General features: G+C 65.9%; 18 protein-coding genes. 3 read left to right on the top strand and 15 right to left on the bottom strand.

Annotated elements, in window-relative coordinates; translation table 11 throughout:
* The first annotated feature begins 65 nt into the window (after positions 1–65).
* Positions 66–1,823 (top strand): methionine--tRNA ligase, encoded by a 1,758-nt coding sequence (metG, locus tag HPY83_02010; GenBank protein ID NPV06722.1) that lies wholly within the window; start codon positions 66–68, stop codon positions 1,821–1,823.
* A gap of 252 nt (positions 1,824–2,075) precedes the next feature.
* On the opposite strand, the gene HPY83_02015 is transcribed toward metG, so the two are convergent.
* A complete protein-coding gene (locus HPY83_02015; GenBank protein NPV06723.1) occupies positions 2,076–2,735 on the bottom strand; it encodes a DUF624 domain-containing protein in 660 nt (219 codons plus the stop codon).
* Positions 2,736–2,924: 189 nt separating this feature from the next.
* Between HPY83_02015 and HPY83_02020 the strand changes: the two genes are divergently transcribed.
* Complete coding sequence (locus HPY83_02020) at positions 2,925–4,142, top strand: GAF domain-containing sensor histidine kinase (protein NPV06724.1); 1,218 nt, start codon at positions 2,925–2,927, stop codon at positions 4,140–4,142.
* 9 nt (positions 4,143–4,151) lie between these two features.
* On the opposite strand, the gene murJ is transcribed toward HPY83_02020, so the two are convergent.
* The 11 genes from murJ to HPY83_02075 all read right to left on the bottom strand — a co-directional run bounded on the left by murJ (position 4,152) and on the right by HPY83_02075 (position 15,338).
* Positions 4,152–5,699, bottom strand: a complete 1,548-nt coding sequence (murJ, locus tag HPY83_02025) for a murein biosynthesis integral membrane protein MurJ (protein ID NPV06725.1) — start codon at positions 5,697–5,699, stop codon at positions 4,152–4,154.
* 106 nt (positions 5,700–5,805) lie between these two features.
* Complete coding sequence (locus HPY83_02030) at positions 5,806–7,113, bottom strand: hypothetical protein (protein ID NPV06726.1); 1,308 nt, start codon at positions 7,111–7,113, stop codon at positions 5,806–5,808.
* 3 nt (positions 7,114–7,116) lie between these two features.
* On the bottom strand, positions 7,117–7,932 hold the full coding sequence (locus HPY83_02035) for an ABC transporter permease (protein NPV06727.1): 816 nt from the start codon (positions 7,930–7,932) through the stop codon (positions 7,117–7,119).
* 281 nt (positions 7,933–8,213) lie between these two features.
* Positions 8,214–9,005, bottom strand: a complete 792-nt coding sequence (locus HPY83_02040) for a hypothetical protein (GenBank protein NPV06728.1) — start codon at positions 9,003–9,005, stop codon at positions 8,214–8,216.
* Between the two features lie 71 nt (positions 9,006–9,076).
* Positions 9,077–10,144 (bottom strand): aminoglycoside phosphotransferase family protein, encoded by a 1,068-nt coding sequence (locus tag HPY83_02045; protein ID NPV06729.1) that lies wholly within the window; start codon positions 10,142–10,144, stop codon positions 9,077–9,079.
* Positions 10,144–11,385, bottom strand: coding sequence for a glycosyltransferase family 4 protein (locus HPY83_02050; GenBank protein NPV06730.1), 1,242 nt, complete (start codon positions 11,383–11,385; stop codon positions 10,144–10,146). The genes HPY83_02045 and HPY83_02050 overlap by 1 nt, the downstream gene beginning before the upstream one ends.
* Before the next feature lie 115 nt (positions 11,386–11,500).
* Positions 11,501–11,899, bottom strand: coding sequence for a cytidine deaminase (locus HPY83_02055; GenBank protein ID NPV06731.1), 399 nt, complete (start codon positions 11,897–11,899; stop codon positions 11,501–11,503).
* A 14-nt stretch (positions 11,900–11,913) separates the two neighbouring features.
* Complete coding sequence (locus HPY83_02060) at positions 11,914–12,642, bottom strand: AAA family ATPase (protein NPV06732.1); 729 nt, start codon at positions 12,640–12,642, stop codon at positions 11,914–11,916.
* 70 nt (positions 12,643–12,712) lie between these two features.
* Positions 12,713–13,339 (bottom strand): GNAT family N-acetyltransferase, encoded by a 627-nt coding sequence (locus tag HPY83_02065; GenBank protein NPV06733.1) that lies wholly within the window; start codon positions 13,337–13,339, stop codon positions 12,713–12,715.
* 12 nt (positions 13,340–13,351) lie between these two features.
* Positions 13,352–14,617: a 23S rRNA (uracil(1939)-C(5))-methyltransferase RlmD gene (rlmD, locus tag HPY83_02070; protein NPV06734.1), complete on the bottom strand. Its 1,266-nt coding sequence runs from the start codon at positions 14,615–14,617 to the stop codon at positions 13,352–13,354.
* A 193-nt stretch (positions 14,618–14,810) separates the two neighbouring features.
* Complete coding sequence (locus tag HPY83_02075; GenBank protein NPV06735.1) at positions 14,811–15,338, bottom strand: L-2-amino-thiazoline-4-carboxylic acid hydrolase; 528 nt, start codon at positions 15,336–15,338, stop codon at positions 14,811–14,813.
* 267 nt (positions 15,339–15,605) lie between these two features.
* On the opposite strand from HPY83_02075, the gene HPY83_02080 reads away from it, so the two are divergent.
* A complete protein-coding gene (locus HPY83_02080; GenBank protein NPV06736.1) occupies positions 15,606–16,178 on the top strand; it encodes a hypothetical protein in 573 nt (190 codons plus the stop codon).
* Between the two features lie 13 nt (positions 16,179–16,191).
* Here HPY83_02080 and HPY83_02085 read toward each other — a convergent pair whose 3' ends face one another.
* Genes HPY83_02085 through HPY83_02095 form a run of 3 tightly spaced genes read right to left on the bottom strand, consistent with a single transcriptional unit; the run spans position 16,192 to position 17,738 of the window.
* The gene (locus tag HPY83_02085; GenBank protein NPV06737.1) at positions 16,192–16,467 is read right to left on the bottom strand and encodes a hypothetical protein; all 276 of its coding nucleotides are present in this window, start codon (positions 16,465–16,467) and stop codon (positions 16,192–16,194) included.
* A 17-nt stretch (positions 16,468–16,484) separates the two neighbouring features.
* Positions 16,485–17,063 carry a sigma-70 family RNA polymerase sigma factor gene (locus tag HPY83_02090; protein ID NPV06738.1) on the bottom strand — a complete coding sequence of 193 codons (579 nt, stop codon included), beginning with the start codon at positions 17,061–17,063 and terminating at the stop codon, positions 16,485–16,487.
* Between the two features lie 3 nt (positions 17,064–17,066).
* The gene (locus tag HPY83_02095; GenBank protein NPV06739.1) at positions 17,067–17,738 is read right to left on the bottom strand and encodes a hypothetical protein; all 672 of its coding nucleotides are present in this window, start codon (positions 17,736–17,738) and stop codon (positions 17,067–17,069) included.
* Between the last annotated feature and the right edge of the window lie 42 nt (positions 17,739–17,780).

The following is a 17,780-nucleotide window of genomic DNA, read 5'->3' on the forward strand; positions in this document are numbered from 1 at the left end:
TACCTGACTCCAGGCTGAGTACTGTTCGGTCGTCCTTAGGCGCTTGCTGGAAGGGAGTTTCCGAGATGAATGAGAGGATTCTGGTCTGCGTCGCCTGGCCCTATGCCAACGGCCATCTTCACCTGGGGCATGTAGCAGGTTCCCTCCTGCCGCCCGACATCTTCGCCCGCTACCACCGCCTCCGCGGAAACGAAGTACTCATGGTGTCTGGCAGCGACACCCACGGCACCCCCATAACCGTGCAGGCGGAGAAGGAGGGCGTCTCCCCTCGCGAGATAGTGGACCGCTACCACCCCAGCCATCTTCACGCCCTCATGGGCCTCGGGATAACCTTCGATCTCTACACCGAGACCGACACCGAGAATCACTGGCGGGTGACCCAAGACATGTTCCTGCGCCTGCTCGAGCGTGGCTATCTCTACCGGGACACTATGGTCAGTCTATACTGCGCCAGGTGTGACCGGTTCCTAGCCGATCGCTACGTAGAGGGGACCTGTCCTTACTGCCACTTCGAGGAGGCCCGCGGCGATCAGTGTGACGAGTGCGGCCGTACCCTGGATGCCACCGAGCTTCTGGCCCCTCGCTGCAAGGCCTGCGGCGGGACCCCCATTCCTCGAGAAACGGATCACTTCTTTCTCGATCTGGCCAAGCTCAACGGACCGCTGTTGGAGTGGATCAACCAGGACAAAGAGCATTGGCGACGTAACGTCATCAACCTCACCCGCACCATGCTGGAGAGCGGGGAGCTTCGGGGTCGCCCCATCACCCGCGACATCGCCTGGGGCGTCCCGGTGCCGTTGGAGGGGTACGAGGACAAGCGCATCTACGTGTGGTTCGACGCCGTCATCGGCTACCTCTCCGCTACGGTAGAGTGGGCAAACCTGGTGGACAAGCCCGAGGCCTGGCATGAGTGGTGGCAGGACCAGTCCGTCCGTCACTACTACTTCATGGGCAAGGATAACATCGTCTTCCACACCATCATTTGGCCCGGTATGCTCTACGGCTACGGTGGGCTCAACTTGCCGTACGATGTGCCCGCCAATGAGTTCCTGCGGGTGCAGGGGCGCCAGCTCTCCAAGAGCCGCAACTGGATGATAGATCTACCCGATTTCCTGGAGCGCTACGATGCCGACTCGCTACGCTACGTGCTGTCCGTCAATATGCCCGAGCGCAGCGACAGCGACTTCACCTGGGAGGAGTTCGTCCGGCGTAACAACGACGAGTTGGTCGCCACCTACGGCAACCTGGCCAACCGGGTGCTGGCCTTTGCCGTCCGTAACTTCGACGGCCGAGTGCCGGAGCCGGGCGAGCTGACCGCGGAGGACCGGGCACTCATGGCGCGGGCCCAGGCTGCCTTCCGTGTGGTAGGCGAGGAGATCGAGGCCTGTCACTTCCGTGCCGGCATCGCCGAGGCCATGGAGGTGGCGCGGGAAGCGAACCGCTACCTGGACGCCAAGGCTCCCTGGTTTCAGATCCGGGAGGACAGGGAGGCGGCGGCCACCTCGATCTACGTGATGATCCAAGTGATCAACAACCTGAAGACGCTGTTGTACCCCTACCTGCCCTTCTCCTCCCAGGCCCTGCATGAGATGCTGGGGCTCGAGGGCAACCTTCTCGGAAGGCAGTACATCGAGGAGTTGCAGGAGGAAGTGCGCACCCACTCGGCCTTGCGTTACGAACCGCCGGCAGCGCAAGACGATGGCTGGAAGCCAGTGGGAGTGCCCGTCGGGCAGAAGCTAGGCCAGATCCGCCCGCTCTTCCGCAAGCTGGACGAATCGGTGGCTCAGGAAGAGGTGGAGCGGATGCTGGCCCGCTCCGGATAGACAGCTCTCACACCCTCGTCGTCATCTCACCGGGGGGCCGTCAGGCCCCCCCTGCCACTGATGCAGGCGGCCTCACGTCCCAGCCACTCGCCGCCCGATCTTGAGGGGGTACTGCGCCGCCAGGCAGCCACCACCCCTGACCTCTTTCCCCTATGCATCCGATCGTCCCGGTGCTACCATGGCTACAGCGGAGGGCTTGGCACCGGGAGGTCCATGGCCCGGATGATGCCCCGGCCAAGGAGCAGAGGAACCTCACTGTGGCGGCTCGTTCTTCTTCTGGTTGCTACGGCCTCTGGCCAGGTCGGCCCGGCGGCGGTCGACGTACTCCAGGGAGCTGATCATGGCGTGGTTGCCGATCAGGGCGGAGAGAGGGATATACACCAGTAGAAGCAGGGGCGGGATGCCGACGCTCGCCACCAGGAGGACCAAGCTGAGGATGGCCACCACCAGGGTGAACAGCGGCCGGCTGGCCGCCAGCAAGGCGGCGTTGCGATAGATGAGCTTGACGCTCTTGTCCTCCTGTTCCAGCGCCAGAGGGAACACGTAGATAAGCACCCCCGCCCAAACCAATAGGATGTAGATCCAAACGATAGTGAGGTACGCGAGCAGGTTGGGCATCTGAGAGTAGAACCAGATGTTGAACAACAACAGCACGGTGACCACCACGTTGATGCCGCCCAGGACCCAGGACTTACCGAAATACTGCCGGAAGCCTTGCCAGAAGTACTCGAACTCCACCCGCCGACCGTGAGCCTTCTGGTGAGTGAGATAATACGCCCCCATGGAGGCAGGAAAGAGAGTCACCACGGCGATGGCCAGAAGGCCCCAGACGAGGTTGACTCCCACCATCAGAAACATCTCGTCCCACCAATCGCGAAACGAGCGACCGACGACCCTGAGCGCGTCCGCCATGAGCTCTCCGGCAGTGCAGGCTGCCGCGATTCTAGCACGCACCCTGGGGCGTAACAAACGCCCCCATCTCACTTATGTGGACTGGCGGCAGTGGCGCGGCTCCGCTAGACTGATCAGTGCCATGGCGGAGGCTGCTTGACGTTAGGCCCCTTTCGCTGTGAAGAGAGGGAAGAGCGCGGGGAGGCGAGTTTGGCCCAAGAGGAGGCGCGGATCGAGGAGATAGAGACTCTCCGCGCACGTCTGGCGTTGGCTCAAGCTAGAATTGAGGCGCTGGAGACACTACGGGCCGTGGCCCAACGGGTCACGTCCGAGTTGCAGCTCGAGGCGCTGCTTTCTGAGGTGCTCTCGGCAGCAGTGGCTGTGGTGGGAGCAGCGGCGGGCTCGCTCCTTCTTCTCGACCACGAGAGCGGGGAGCTGGAGTTCGCCGTGGTAATTGGAGGAGCCGGCGCCAGCCTGCTGGGCCAGCGCATGCCCGCCACCGCCGGCGTGGCTGGGTGGGTGGTTACTCATGGCGAGCCCCTGGTGGTGAATGACCCCGCTGCCGACCCCCGTTTCTACCCCGAGGTGAGCACACAGCTGGGCTTCCCCACCCTCTCCCTCGCCTGTGTGCCCATGGCCGCCAAAGGGAAGATGGTGGGAGCGCTCGAGGTCCTCAACAAAGAGAATGGCCGTGCCTTCGGCGATGACGACGTCTCGCTGCTCCTGGCGGTGGCCAGCCAGGCCGCCATATCCATCGAGAACGCTCGCCTATACTCGGAACTGGCCGAGGAGCGGGACCGTATTCTGGCGGTGGAGCAGGAGGTGCGCAACCAGTTGGCACGAGACCTGCACGACGGCCCGGCTCAGCTGCTTGCCTCCCTCATCATGAGGCTACGCCTCGGCCTGCGACTGCTGGACCAGGGCCGGGCCGAGGCTCGGGGAGAGCTCTCCGCCCTGGAGCCGTTGATGGAGCGCACCCTGCGCGAAGTGCGGACCATGCTCTTCGACCTGCGCCCGGTGATTCTGGAGGCGCGGGGGTTGGTGGCAGCCATAGAGGAATACGCCCGCCGACAGCGAGAGGAGGGCTTCGACGTCCGTCTCAGCGTGAAGGGCGAGAGCCGCCGGCTGCGGCAGAACTCGGAGAGAGCCATCTTCGCCATCGTGCAGGAAGCCATCGGAAACTCGCGCAAGCACAGCGGTGCCGAGGGAGCCGTGATCCGGCTTAGCTTCGAGGAGGGCTGGCTGGGCGTCGAGGTGCACGACGACGGCGTCGGCTTCGACGTTAAGGCGGTGGAGGCGAGCTACGCCACCCGCGGCAGCCTGGGCCTGCTCAACATGAGGGAGCGCGCCGAGGCCATCGGCGGCCAGCTTACCCTCAGTTCCAAGCCCGGCCAGGGTACCAGCATCCACCTCAGCGTCCCCGTCTGAGGGCAGGCTTCAGCTCCGCTCGCGAACTAAGATGGCTCGGGCCCGATCGGCGACTAGGCGGGCTTCGGGCACCCTCAGCGCCAGGGCCGCGGCACCGTACGCCACTGCTCCGCTTACCATCCCGACGATACCCAAGACCGACGGAGACAGGCGAACCAGGCTTCCCAGGGCTAGCAGTCCCGCGGCCATAATCAGTCCGGCAGCCACCATCCTCAGGGTGGGCTCGGCCAGGGCTGTAGGAGCAGCGTCCGGTATGCGCCGGCTGAGGATCGCCCACAGGACCACCACTTCCCCAGAGACGGCGAGGGTGTTGGCCAGAGCCAGTCCTCTCTCCCGCAGCGGGCCCATCAGCAGCAGGCTCAGGAGCACGTTGAGCGCCATGGCCGCCACGCCGACGCCGACCGGGGTACGGGTGTCGTGGGTGGCGTAGAAGGCCCGAGTGATGACCTCCAGGACACTGTGGGCCCAGAGCCCCAGGGCGTAGAAGGCCAGGACGGCTGCTACCGCCGCTGTGGATTGAGCGCCGAAGGCGCCCCGGCCCAGGACGAGGCTCACGATAGGTTCCCCGATTAGGATCAGCCCCAAGCCGGCTGGCACAGAAAGGAAGAGCACCCAGCGGGTGGCGCGCAGGAAGAGATCGCCGAGGTCGCTCCATCTGCCCCGAGCAGCCAGGGCCGAGAAGGTGGGGAAGACGGCAGTAGCGACGCCCTGGGCAAACACGCCCTGGGGCAGGAGCATCAGGATCCAGGCGTAGTTCAGGGTGGCCAGGCTACCCGGGGCCAGCGTGGAGGCCAGGATGGTGTTTACCAGGAAGTTGACCTGGATGGCCGCCAGCCCCACGCTCCGGGGCAGCATGAGGCGCACCACCTCCCGCAGGTGCGGGGAGGCCAGCCCCAGCGGCCCGTGCTCGATAGGGCCTGGCCGCAGGTGCTCGGGGAGCAGGAGCAGCACCTGGGGCAATTGAATGATGTAGTGACAGACTGCGCCGACGGCGACCCCAAAGGCCAGCCCATACACCCCCAGTTCGGGCGTTAGCAGGACGGCACCCAGAATGATGGCCAGGTTGTAAGCTGAAGGAGCCAACGCCGGCGCCAAGAAGCGGCCGTACGAGTTCAGTATCCCCATGAAGACGCCGCTCACGGAGAAGACCACCGGGGCCGTGAGCATGATGCGCATGAGCTGGGCCGTGAGCGCCTGGCGTTCGGGGTCGAATCCTACTGCGACCACGTGTCGCGTTAGGGGACCGGCCAGGGCCATACATATCAGAGACACCAACCCCAGGCCGAGAACGAGAATGTTGATGATGCTAGAAGCCAGCCGCCAGCCCGCCTGTTCCTCGTTATTCGCCAGCAAGCCAGCGAAAGTGGGGATGAAGGCCGAGGCCAGCGCTCCGCCGGCCATGAGCTGGAAGATGATGTCGGGGAGGCGAAAAGCGGCCAGGTAGGCGTCCAGCTCGCCGCTGGTGCCGAAGCGGCTGGAAATGACCATCTCTCGGGCCAGGCCCAGGGCCCGACTGAGGACAAAGGCGCCCATGACTGTGCCGGCGGCGCGGCCCACGCCGGAGCCTGCGTCCGGCGCCGGCGCAGACGCAACAGGGCCGGCTCCTGGTGGCCGGCCCCAAGCGTGCTGCTGATCGGTCATGGGGGAGGAACTGGCCGTGGTCCTAGCTCTTCCCGGGGGCGGTGGCGAAGAAGTTGACCACGAACGCCCCGAAGACTCCCAGCATCAGTCCCAATGAGCCGGCCACGCCGAGCATCATCATCTTGCGAGGGGAGGAGGGCTGCAGAGGAGGTACGGCCCGGGCTGCCACCTGCACCTCGCGTCCGTTGGTCTGCTCGGAGAGGCGTGCCTCCTCCAGCTTGAGGGCGATGGACCGGTAGAGCTCGCGGGCGATCTCGCGCTCCTCGGACAGCCGCTGTTCCTCGCTGCGCACCAGCTCGAGCTGCCGCTGCAGGGAGAGCAGCTCCGGCTCTACGGAGGCGATTTTGGCATCCAGCTCCACACGCTTGGCCTCCAAGACGGTAACCAGGTTGTCCAGGAAGGTGATCTGCTCCCCAGCGGTCGTCCCGGCAGCAGTGTCGGTGGCCTGGATCTGTAATTGAAGGGATGGCCCGCCCGAGCTGCTCAAGGAGTTGATGTCGAGCAGCAGGGCCGACAGCTCGTCCGAAAAGCGAGAGGGCGTGTCGGCCCGCTGCATAGCCAGGCGACTCCGGAGCGAGCCGGCGTCCTGGATGACCCGCTCCAAGGCACGCTTCGTCCCGAAGTACGAGCTCAGGGCCGACTTACGGTCCGCGATCTGGGCTTCGAGGACGGAGCCGGGGTTGCGGGACTGGAACTCTATGACCGCGTCCTCGGCCGCCTGGCGTCGCTCGGCGGCGTCCGCTAGCCTCTCCTCGAAGGCAGCGATCTCGTGCGCGGTCTGGCCGTACACCTCCTGGATTCTGTCGGCCAGCTGCTCGGCCCAGATGTTGGCGATGTACGCCGCCAGTTCCGGATCTGGGGCAGCGACCGTGAGCTCGATTAGGCTCGCGTCCTGGCCGCTTCGGGCTGAGACCATGTCCTTCAGGTGCCTCACGCTCCGCGACCCCTCCGGCAGGCGATCGGCTACCAACGGAAGCAACTGCTGCAACAGATCGCTGCTCGTCGCCAGGGTGGGGTAGGCCTTGAGGGGCAGCTGTTGCTGATCGTAGGGAATAGTCTCGAAGCTAGTGGTGAACTGGGCGACGTAGCGCGGCCGGATGATGGCCACCAGGGCCGTGGCCTCGTAACTGGGCTCCATAAACACGAACCCCAGGGCAGCAGCCACCAGCACGGCCAGGAGGGGCAGCCCGATCACCAGCCAGCGGTATCGCACCAGCACGTTCACGTAGTCGTGCAGGTCTATCTCATCCTCGTAGTAGTAGTAGGGAGGCGGGTAGTACTCCGGCGGGGCCGGTTGAAGCTGCCGTTGCTTGTCTCTCTCGCTGTCCAAGTTCTACAACTCCTCGCCGAATCGCGGACTCAGCCGTACGAACACCCAGTACCCCAGGGCGAGCACGGCCAGACAGGTGACGAGAGTGCGGAAGAAGAAGTCTAGCCCCACAGGGCTGCCGGAGTATAGGATATCGCGATAGGCAGCCGCCAATGAGGCCATGGGGTTGAGCCGGTTCAACCACACGTAGGCGTTGAGTTCGGCGCCCAGCACCCGCACCCAGGTGTCACGGATCAGGTCTATGGGCCAGAAGATGGGAGTGAGGAAGAACCAGGCCAGGGTGAGGACCTCCAGTATCATCTGGGTGTCCCGATAGAAGACGTTGACGGCCGAAAGCAGGAGAGCCAGACCGGTGACGAAGGCCACCTGCGCCAGCAACACCCAGGGCAGGTAGAGCACTATCCAGCGGGTGAAGGGCAGGCCCAGGACCAGCATGAGCAAGAAGAGGGGGATGAGAGCCAGGAGGAAGTTCACCAGATGGGCCAGCACGGCCGCGATGGGCAGCACCTCGCGGGGGAAGTACACCTTGCGTACCAGGGGGGTGTTGTTCAGCACACTTGCCGTGCCCGTGGTCAGCCCTCCGACGAGGAAGTTCCAGGGCAGCAAGGCACTGAGCAGGTAGACGGGATAGTAGGCCTTGGAGTAGTCCGTGAGGAGGACGGTGAAGACGATCCCGAACACGATCATCATGCCCAGAGGATTGAGCAGAGACCACATGAAGCCGAGCACGGAGTTCTTGTAGCGCGCCTTCAGATCTCGAAGCACCAACTGGCGCACCAGTTCACGATAGTGGTACAGCTCGACCAAGCGTTGGGGAATGCTCACGGCCGCTAGGATAACGCAGCCAGGCCGCGGCGACAAAGACACGGAGAGGGGGTGACACGGAGACGCGGAGACGGGGTGACGGGAAGACACGGAGACGAGCTGGCTGGGGGCACTCTCCCAGTCTCCGCGTCTCCCCGTCTCCCCCTCTCCCCGTCTCCGCGTCTCCCCGTCTCCCTGTCTCCGCGTCTCCGCGTCTCCCTATCCCCCCTCTCCCTGTCTCCGCGTCTCCCCGTCTCCCCCTCTCCCCGTCTCCGTGTCTCCGCGTCCCCGCGTCTCTACCTCAGCAGCGCCAGGAGACTGCTCACGGAGTTCCGGGGCACTTCGGTAGGGCCGGAGCGCTCCAGGGCTTTCTCGGGGGTGGCGTCCTGCGCCTGGAAGCCTTCCAGTTCGTCCCGCTGCAGCGGTAGCGACACCAGCCCACTCTCCGGGTGCACCGACCAGGGCGACCGGAGCGAGCCGTTGTGATGCACGATGTTCTCGTCCAGCAGCAAAGACCGTGCGTGCTCCGGGTCGGCCGAGTTGGTGAGGGTGATGGGGTCATCGGGGGACAAGTAGCGGTAGAACTCGCCGCGCCACTGCCCCGCCTGCAGTCGCTCCTCCAACCGGTCGCGCAGGAAGACGATCACCCGACGCTCGAAGGGCCAGGGCTCGCCCCCTCCCGCCTCCCGTGCCTGCTCCTGATCGAAGGCCCAGTAGAAGTGGAAGCCGCGACGGCCGGAGAACTTGAGGGAGTACTCTACCCCGAGTTCGTCGAGCAGCGACGCCAACTCGGCGGCGGCGGCGCCCGCCAGGGCGAGGGGGACCTCCACGTCCCGGCGATCGATGTCCAGGATGAAGTAGAGGAAGCCGTCTTCTAGGTGAGGATGGAAGGAGTAGCAGTGCTGTCGGGCCCAGTACATGACATCGCTGTGAGTCTCGACAGCAATGAAGTCGCCTCCCTTCTGCCGACGGCGGAAGATGACCCGCTTCTCGAACTTGAGCTCCATTCCCACCGGCCTGCCCTGCAAGAAGGGCAGTACGCTGTCGGCCTTGGCCTCCCAGTATTCCATGAGCCATTGGATGGGCACTGTTGCCTCCTAGACAGAGCCGCCCGGGCCGCCCGTTGCCTGCCACCGCCCCGTCGCCGCGCCGAGGCAGGTCACCGCGCCTGCCCCGGGCGGACGCAGTGGTCCGCCCCTACGTCCAGCCACTGTGCCGCCAGCCGCCGATAGTGGCGGTACTTGCGCAGCCGATCCCGCTCCCAGTTGGCAGGCAGCTCCACCAGCCGAGGGTCCAGGCCCCGAGGCACCTCGTACAGGTAACGGGCCAGCCGTGCCACCCAGAAGCAAAGCAGGATGCCGTAGTAAGCCCAGATGCGGACCAGCTTATCGCCATCGCCGGCCAGCTCGCAGTATGTGTGGGCGACCCACTGCCAGCGCTGGCACGGCACGCCCAGGTAAGCTGGGTGGGTGATCAGGTCAGCGATCTCGAAGGCGGGGTCACCCCAGCCGCTGTTCTCCCAGTCCACCGAGCACCATCCGCCTGGCCGCCGGATGAAGTTGGTGATGTTGGCATCCGCTCGGCAGAGCCGCGGCTCCGGGGTCGGCCACCGAGGAAGGTCTCGAGCTTCTAGGCGGTCCAAAATGCCGCTCAGGAGCGCGGGCCGATCGGCCTCGGGTATCCGCTCGGCCTGCTCCCGCACCAGGCGCACGGCTGCCTCGGCGCTGGGGGCGGTCACGTGGGCCGGACGAATCTCCACGTCCGTGTCCGCGGGCGAGAGGCTATGCACGGCCGCCAGGTGCTTCAGGAGCAGAGTCCACTCCCCATCGTCGGCCGGCGGCTCCTTGCTCACCTCCCCTTCCAGCCAGGTCTGCACCACCACAGGCAGCGAGTAGGAGGATCGGTCCAGCAGGAGCGGAACAGGGGCAACTCGCAGTCCGGACCGGTGCAGGGCCAGCAGAGCGGTGTACTCCCGCCCCGCCCGATCCCTGGGGTCAGCCAGGGTGAACTTCACCGCCAGGTCGCCCAGGGGCCCAGTGGCCCGATAGAGCAGGTTGTTGGCCCCGCCCGTTATGCGGGCGATTTCCCAGCCCGGCGCCGACTCCCCGCGCGATAGCCTCTCCAGCAGAGGGTGAAGCAGCCTGGCGCGCTCGGGCTCGGATAGGGCTTCCAGGCCCACGGTGCTCTCACTAGGCGCCCGCTGCCTTCGCTGGCCAGGGAAGGGCATCAGCCCTGCTCGACCTGGGGGCGGCTGCGCCGAAGCCGCCTGCCCCTTCCCTGCGGACTGAGCACCCGCTCGTAGACGGCCTCGATGGCAGCCGCTCCCTCCTCCCAGGTGAAGCGCTCCAGGGCGCGTTGGCGCAGCGCTTGCCCGAGGGATCGAGCTCCTTCCAGGTCCCCCAAAACACGTATGAGAGTGGAGGAAAGGGCGGCCTCGTCCACGGCGTCGGGGTAGATGCCCAGCTCCCCCAGGTACTCCCGGTTCACCGGGCCGTCGAAGGCGACGACAGGCAGGGCCATGGCCATGTAGTTGAGCAGTTTGCCCGCTCCCTCAGTGGCCGACACTTTGGGCGCCACCGCCAGGTCCCCCAGGGCCAGGTGGTGAGGGGCTCGGTCGTAGGGCAGTTGCCCGGTGAACACCACCCGCCCGGCCAGGCCCAGGCTGTGGGCGTAGGCCCGGTACTCGTTGACCCCGGGGTAGCCCATGATGAGGAAATGGGCTCGGGGCACCTCGGCTACCACGCGAGTGGCGGCGCGGAGCAACAGGCTGGTGCCCTGATGTTCGGCCAGGAGCCCTAGGTACACCACCAGCAGCGAGTCGCCAGGGATGCTCAGGCTCTCCCGCAGTGATCGGCGTTCCTCGGGGGTGAGCACGTCAGGGTGGAAGGTGCGGGAGTTCACCCGATCCTGAACCACGGTGATGTGGCCGGGGTCGCAGGCGAAATCCTCCACCAGCAGGCGAGCAGCGTTGTGGGTGCTGGTCACCAGGGCCTGGGGCAGGTGGTCTATCAGACGCTCCAGGCGTACCATGGGGCGGTACCAGGGACCCCTGGGGTTCAGGAAGTGGTGATCCACCATCTCGCTGGAGGCGCTGCCCTGGAAGTCGAACACCACCGGGATGTGGAGCAGGCGACCGATCACGGAGCCGATGAGGGCCCCCTCGTGCATGTGAGCATGAATGACGTCGGGACGGTGTCGAAGCGCCCGCTCCAGGACGGTCAGGACGAGCAGGGCGTCGTAGGCGAACTTGTGTCGGGAAGAGCCCACCTCGTAGTGCTGGCGCCAGGGTAGGGGGAGGGTGCGATAGACGGGGAAGCCTCCCGGATCTCTGCCTTTGCGGTAGGTGCAGACGGAGACTTCGTGGCCGCGCACCCCCAGCGCCCTGGCCTCCTCCAGAATGCGCACGTGGCAGCCGGTATCGGAGAAGAAGGAAGTGGGCGCGATCATGAGGATTCTCAGGCCGGGCATGTCAACTGCTCCAGCGAGTGACTGGTGATACGTGATACGTGACCCGTGACTCATGATAGGTGAACCTTGTCATACCCCCACTCATCACGAGTCACGTATCACTCGTCACTCGTCACTACTCGTTCCAGTAGAAGGGCAGCAAGTCCCTCAGCTTGACGGTCTGCTTCTCGGAGAGGATGACGTCAGCTTCGATGTTGCTGCGGTCTATCTGCATCATGAACTCGCGGCACCGCCCGCAAGGAGGCAGTATCTCGCTGTCGCCCACGGCCACCACGGCCGCTATCCGCGTCTCCCGGTGCTTGAGCATCTCGGCGATGGCGGAGTGCTCGGCGCAGAAGCCGATGCCACAGGCGACATCAATGCATATGCCGGTATAGACGTTGCCATCGGCGGTGAGGATGGCGGCGCCCACCCCTCCGGCGCTGAAGCCGTCGCCGGGCGACAGCTCGAAGCTCCCTTGTACGCTCCTGGCGGCGGCGATCAGCCGCCGGACGACGTCACCAGTCTGCACCACTCTTGCCTCCCAAGTCAGGCTCGCCTGAGCCGAGCCGATGTCGCCGCACTAGGGCCACCGGTCACCGGCGTCGGTCCCCCGATGTGCGGCCTGAAGTGTAGGGCCACCGTCTCCTCCACCGTCTCCAAGGACGTGTCTATGCAGGCGAGCAGACTAAGGTCCTTTAGGGCCCTCTGCTGTGCGTACCACCTGTCCACGAAGTCTGTCCCGGCCGTCCAGCACGGCCGCTCAATGTCCCTTGTGATGCAGGTCTCTCGGCTGGGCAAGAGCACCCGGACGAGAGGGCGGATGCCATACTCCGCTAGCCTGCCTACGTAGGCCTGCACCTCGTCTGAGCCCAAGACATATCCCACGACGACGTCGTAGCCCAGCCCTAGCACGACCATCATCGTCCTCATGGTCTCCTTGTGGTACAGGCACTCGTCGGCCTTCAGCGCGGGATCCTGCCGTGCTCTGTAGTTCAGCCTCTTGCTGATGGCGTCTCCATCTATGAAGACGTAGCCGTAGTGGCGCTCAATGTACTGCCCCACGGCCGACTTCCCCGCCCCCACCGGACCACTGATGAGGATCACCCTGCGTGCAGGGTCTATGCCTCCGGAGACAGCACCGACCGGAATCAGTGTTCCGCAGTGCGAACAGGTGGGCTCTATGATCCTGGAGCCGTTGGCCATTGCCGGGACGTCGGCTGCCACCAGGCTATGGTGTCTGCCAAGATCCGAGCCGCAGTCAGCGCAGGCGCTCACGAGGTCGTTCCCTCCATGATGCAGCGAATCATGGCGCCGCCGCCGGGCGGCTGACCGGGATGTGGTGTCACTAGCGGGAGCCACACGACGCCGTGCCCTGGGGCGACGACACTCGGCTCTTGTTGAACTCGGCCCTGGTCAGGGCGAAGTGATACTGGAGCTTGCCTTTCTGTGGCTGGGGCAGCTCCTCCGTCTTCACCAGGCGAAAGCCGTTCTTCAGCCAGACCCGCTGGCTCCTCACGTTGTAGTCTTCCGCGAAGCAGTGGAGGACGTCCACGTTCTCTACCGTGAAGGCGAACTCAACCAGCATGCCGACGAAGGCCGTGCCGATGCCCCGTCCCCAGCATTCCTTCTCCCCTATCGCCATATCTATGCGTCGCACATCCAGCCCCGGATACATGGACGAGACCTTCTCCAGGTTCATCCGCTGGAGCCAGCACTCGCCGACCGGTGCGCCATCGACCTCCACCAGAAAGCAGTGCCCCTGCCGAGACACGCCGCCGTAGATCTCATGAACGGTATCCTGGTCATAGGAGCGCTCGATGTCCTCGCCTCCTTCCGTCCAGTAGAGCACCTCCGGGTCAGCGTTCCACTTGTAGAGAAGCGGCAGGTAGGCGTCGCACAAGGGACGCAGGATGATGCGGTATCTGTCGGTCTCACCGTACAGGGTGATGTCGTGGGTGGTGATGATGGGCAAGCGCGCCTCCTCTCAGCCCGCCACCTCGCCAAACAGTGCCACCGTCTCCACGTGGGCCGTCTGGGGGAACATGTCAACCGCCAGCATGCTCTCGACCTGGTAGCCAGCCTGGGCCAGGTAGACTATGTCCCGCGCCAGGGTAGCCGGATCACACGACACGTATACCAGTCGCTCGGGCCCCAGCGCCGCGATGGCACTCACCAGCTCCGCTCCCAGGCCGCTGCGCGGCGGGTCCACCACCACCACCTCAAAACGCCCCTCTAGGCTGGGCAGCACCTCGGCGGCTTCGCCCTCATGGACGACGAAGTTGGGGACGTCCTCGCCGTTGGCCTGGGCGTCCGCCGCGGCCCAGGGGGAGAACTCCACGCCCACTACCTCACCGGCGTAGGCGGCCAGGCTGAGGGCGAACGTACCCACGCCACAGAACAGGTCCAGGACGCGCTCGCCGCCGGTCAGGCGGCAGAACTCCCGGACCACCTCCAACAGGTTCTCCGCCTGAGCGGTGAACACCTGAAAGAACGAGGGGGCAAAGATGCGGAAGATGCGGCCGGCCAGCCGTTCGTGGAAGTAGGGCTCCCCCACTAGCGTGATGAGGTCTCCGTTTCCGGTCAGATGAGCGAAGGAGACGGCCAGGTCCAGGGATATCTCCGGCCCCTCGTCGCGTTCGGTCTCCAACAGGACCAGTTGTTCGCCGGTGTTCACGCCCGCCCGCAGGACCAGTCGGGTCAGTTCGCCCCATTCTAGTTCGATCGAGGCGTGCAACTGGTCCACCAGGTCATGGGCGATGAGGCACTGGGCGATAGGCATGACGGTGCGGCCGTCGTTGGTATAGAAGCCCAGCCCGACGGCGCCGCTGGGCTCCTCGGGAGCCCGGGTGACGGGATGCAGCTGGATGTTGTTGCGGTAGGCCCAGGGGTCGTCGGCGGGCACGATCCCGTCCAGGGGCGGGTCGCTCACCCGGCCCAGCCGCCGCATCTGGTCGGCGACGAGGTCCAGCCGGAGCTCGAGCTGGCGGCGGTAGCCGACGTGCTGCCACTGGCAGCCGCCGCAGGTGCCGAAGTAAGGACAGGGCGGCTCCACCCGATCGGGAGAGGGCTGCAGCACCTCCAGCAGCTGGGCGCGAGCATAGCGGCGCCGCTCCTCGACGATGCGGGCGCGTACCGTCTCGCCGGGGATGGCGTAGGGCACGAAGACCACTTTGCCCTCCCACCGCCCGATGGCCTCGCCCCCGTGGGCGATGTGGTCGAGCTCCAGGGTCACTTCGGAGCTAGCAGACATAACCACCTCAGAGGCCGGATTCTAGTGGCGGCAGGGGCGGAAGTCCAACCGAGGGGTGTGAGCAGGGAGGATGATGGGACGCGGATCTCCGGTGATGGAGAGGGCGCGGGTTGTGCTTCCCAGTTCTCGGCTTCTGGCCACAGGGCTACGGGTAGCCACTGCACCGCTGAGGCGACCCCTCGCCCGGCCAGAATCAGGCGCCCTGCGCCGGCTCTCCCCCATCCACGTGGTACACGTGGTCGCAGCAGTCGTCGCCTTCCATGAGGGTCTTAGTGCGAGCGAAGCCGATGGCGGGGTTGAAGGCCGCCGCAGCCGGTCCGTCGCCCTCGCAGATCCAGATGCCGATGTCGGCCGCCTCCAGCTCGCGGAAGATCTCTGCCCACAGGCACCGGGTGAAGCGGTAGGCCTGGCGCCTCTCGGTGTCTTCCAGCTTCTCCCATTCGTGGGAGCCGCGGCAGCCGGCCTCCAAGGCATAGCAGAAGGCCCGCAGGCTGTTATCGAGTACCTCGGCACCTCTCTTCCGGTTCGCTTCCACCGATCGCTCCAAGTGGCGACGACGGATGGCCTCGCGGGCTTCGGGCCCGTACTCCTCTTCGGCCGCGCGCACTGCCTCCACGTAGAGGCCGATGGCTCCGGCCATCTTGCGCTTGAGGATCTCGCAGAAGCGCTCCTCCGTCTCCACTTCCAGCCTCTGCTCCACGGCATCCTGTAGCGAACCCATTCCGCCCTCCTCCCCTCCGGCAAGCTGGCCACAGAACGACAGACGTCGTCGTGAGATCGTCCCGGGGGCTGACTTGGCGCCACAGCCCGGGGCTTGCTCCTGCACCCTGGCGGCGCCATGCCCCGCGTGCCATTCTGGCCTCGGCGCGAGGGGTCGGTCAACTGGCAGCACCGGAGGTGGGGCCTGGTAGAGCGGTTCCGATTGCCGGAACCGAGTGGGAGTGCCACAATGGCTGCGTGCCCACGCCCCACCTCCGGGAGGTCGGCTATGAGACACATCCTTCTCGTTCTGGCCGCTCTGGCTGCCCTGTCCGTCGCCTGCGCGGCACCCACTACCCCCACGGTGCCGGCCACGCCCACGCCTGAGCCGCCGGACGACGGCGCTACCCGCGTCTTGGAGCACGAGGAGTTCTCCTTCGAGTACCCCGCCTCCTGGACCAACCGGGCCGACCGCTACCCGGGGTTCGTGCAGCCCAACCCGGAGTTCGGCACCGAGGAGCCGGCCTTGGTGTCGGGGTCCGGCCTGGGGTTCTTCGTCGGGCTCCGCTCCCTTCCGGAAGGTACGGATCTAGCGACCCTATTCGCTGACACTTACGATCGGTTGGTCGCCCGGGAGCTGATCCTCAAGGTGGTCGCGCAGGGGGAAACCACCCTGGACGGCCGGGCCGCCCTGGAGATCACCTACGAGCGCTTCTGGGGCGAGCCCCTGGTCCGACAGCGGGATCTATGGGTGGAGAAGGATGGCCGGGTATATATTGTCTCCTGTCGCGCCCACCCGGGAAGGTTCGAGGAGGGCTCGGAGTCGTTCGAGCGGCTCCTGTCGAGCTTCCACCTGCGCTAGAGGGGTCACGGCCTCAGGCCTGCTGCCAGATTGGTTTGAGGAACTCGCGGACGTCCGCGGTCGTGCGTAGCGCGGCGGTGGCGTCGCCCAGGACCCGCCTCCACCACTGTTGGGTGAGCGGCTCGTAGGCGGGATCGTAGGCGAGGACCGTTCGGCGTATCTGCTCCAGGGTCGCCCGGGGCAGTTGCTTGCCTTCCGCCCACCGACGCAGCATCGCCTCCAGGAACTCGTCCACCTCGGGGGACAACTCGAACGCGCTCGCGTCGCCTTCCACTTTAGCTCCCTTCATGCGTTCGTCGCCTGGCCTCATGGGGTGGCCCCTTCTGAACCGGCACCCGGGCACTCCGGCTGCAATCGTACGTCCTGGGCCAGCAGGGCCCTCGCCTTGGCCAACTGGTAACGCACCGTGCCTGCCGGACGCCCCAGAGCCTCGCCGATCTCGGCGCTGCTCATCTCGCCCAGGTACCGCAGGCAAATGATCAGCCTGAGCTCTTCCGGCAACCGCGCGATAGCTCCGTCGAGGGCGGCCGCCTGCTCTCCCGACTCTGTCGCGGCCACTGGATCGTGCCGCCCGTCAGCGCTTGGCATCACTTCCGGAAGCGGGTCCCCGAACGGCGCTCTCACGGCCTGCCTGCGGTGGAAGTCGTGGGCCAAGTTGCGGGCGACGGCCAGCAGCCAGTATCTGCGCCTATCCTGAGGAACGTTCCTCACGTCATCGAGGTGCCGCCACGCCCTGAGGAAGGTATCCTGAAGCAGGTCGGCAGCCGCGTCCGAGTCGCCGCATCGGCCCAGCAGGTAGGCGTACACTGGCCGGTTGTGCCGGCGGTAGAGCTCGTCGAAGAGCGAGACCGCATCCCGCTCTTCGACGGCGTGGTCGTGTCCCATCGGCTAGACGGCCTCGATTGCCCCTTGCTTCTCCACGGCCAGGACCTGCAGTAGGGGCACCAGCTCCTCCGGGGCCCTGATCTTGCCCAGGAGCACGATCTCGGGCACCTTGGCTCGCAGGAGATCGGCGGGAGTCCCCGCCTCGATGGTGAGCAGGCCCATCACTATCAGGGGCGTGGGCCGAGGCAGCAGCTCCAGGAAGGCCCGGCCGATCTGCTCCTTGCCCATGATGAAGCGGGCCCCCTCGACCTCGGGGTAGTAGACTGCCTGCCCGGTGAGCTTAGTGATCTTGGGAGACAGCGCCGCCTCACTGCCGCGGGGGGCCAGTAGCTGCCCGATCACGTGCAGCTCCCGGTACCCCACCGACTCCACCCGGTCCACGATGATCGCCTGGCCCACCAGGACCAGGATGGTGTCCTCGGGCCCGTCGGCCAGCGCCTGACCGGTCAGCCGCGTCTGTCCCATCTGCAGGCTGACCTTGGTGCCCCGAGGTATGGGGATGACGCTGCCCACGTCGTGCATCTCGATGCGGGTGAGGGCGGGGGCCAGATCCTCGGGGATGACGATGGCGCCCACGTCGTGAATCGAGGTGATGCCACTCAGGTCCTCGGGGGTCTTGGCGGACGACAGGTCCAGCAGCCCCATGTCTCGGATGGTGCCTCGGTGCTCCGACATCGGTTCCTCCTTTGCCGCGGCCCTGGTGAGGGGCCGAGTTGG

The sequence above is a fragment of the Anaerolineae bacterium genome, from assembly GCA_013178015.1.
Lineage (GTDB): Bacteria > Chloroflexota > Anaerolineae > DRVO01 > DRVO01 > Ch71.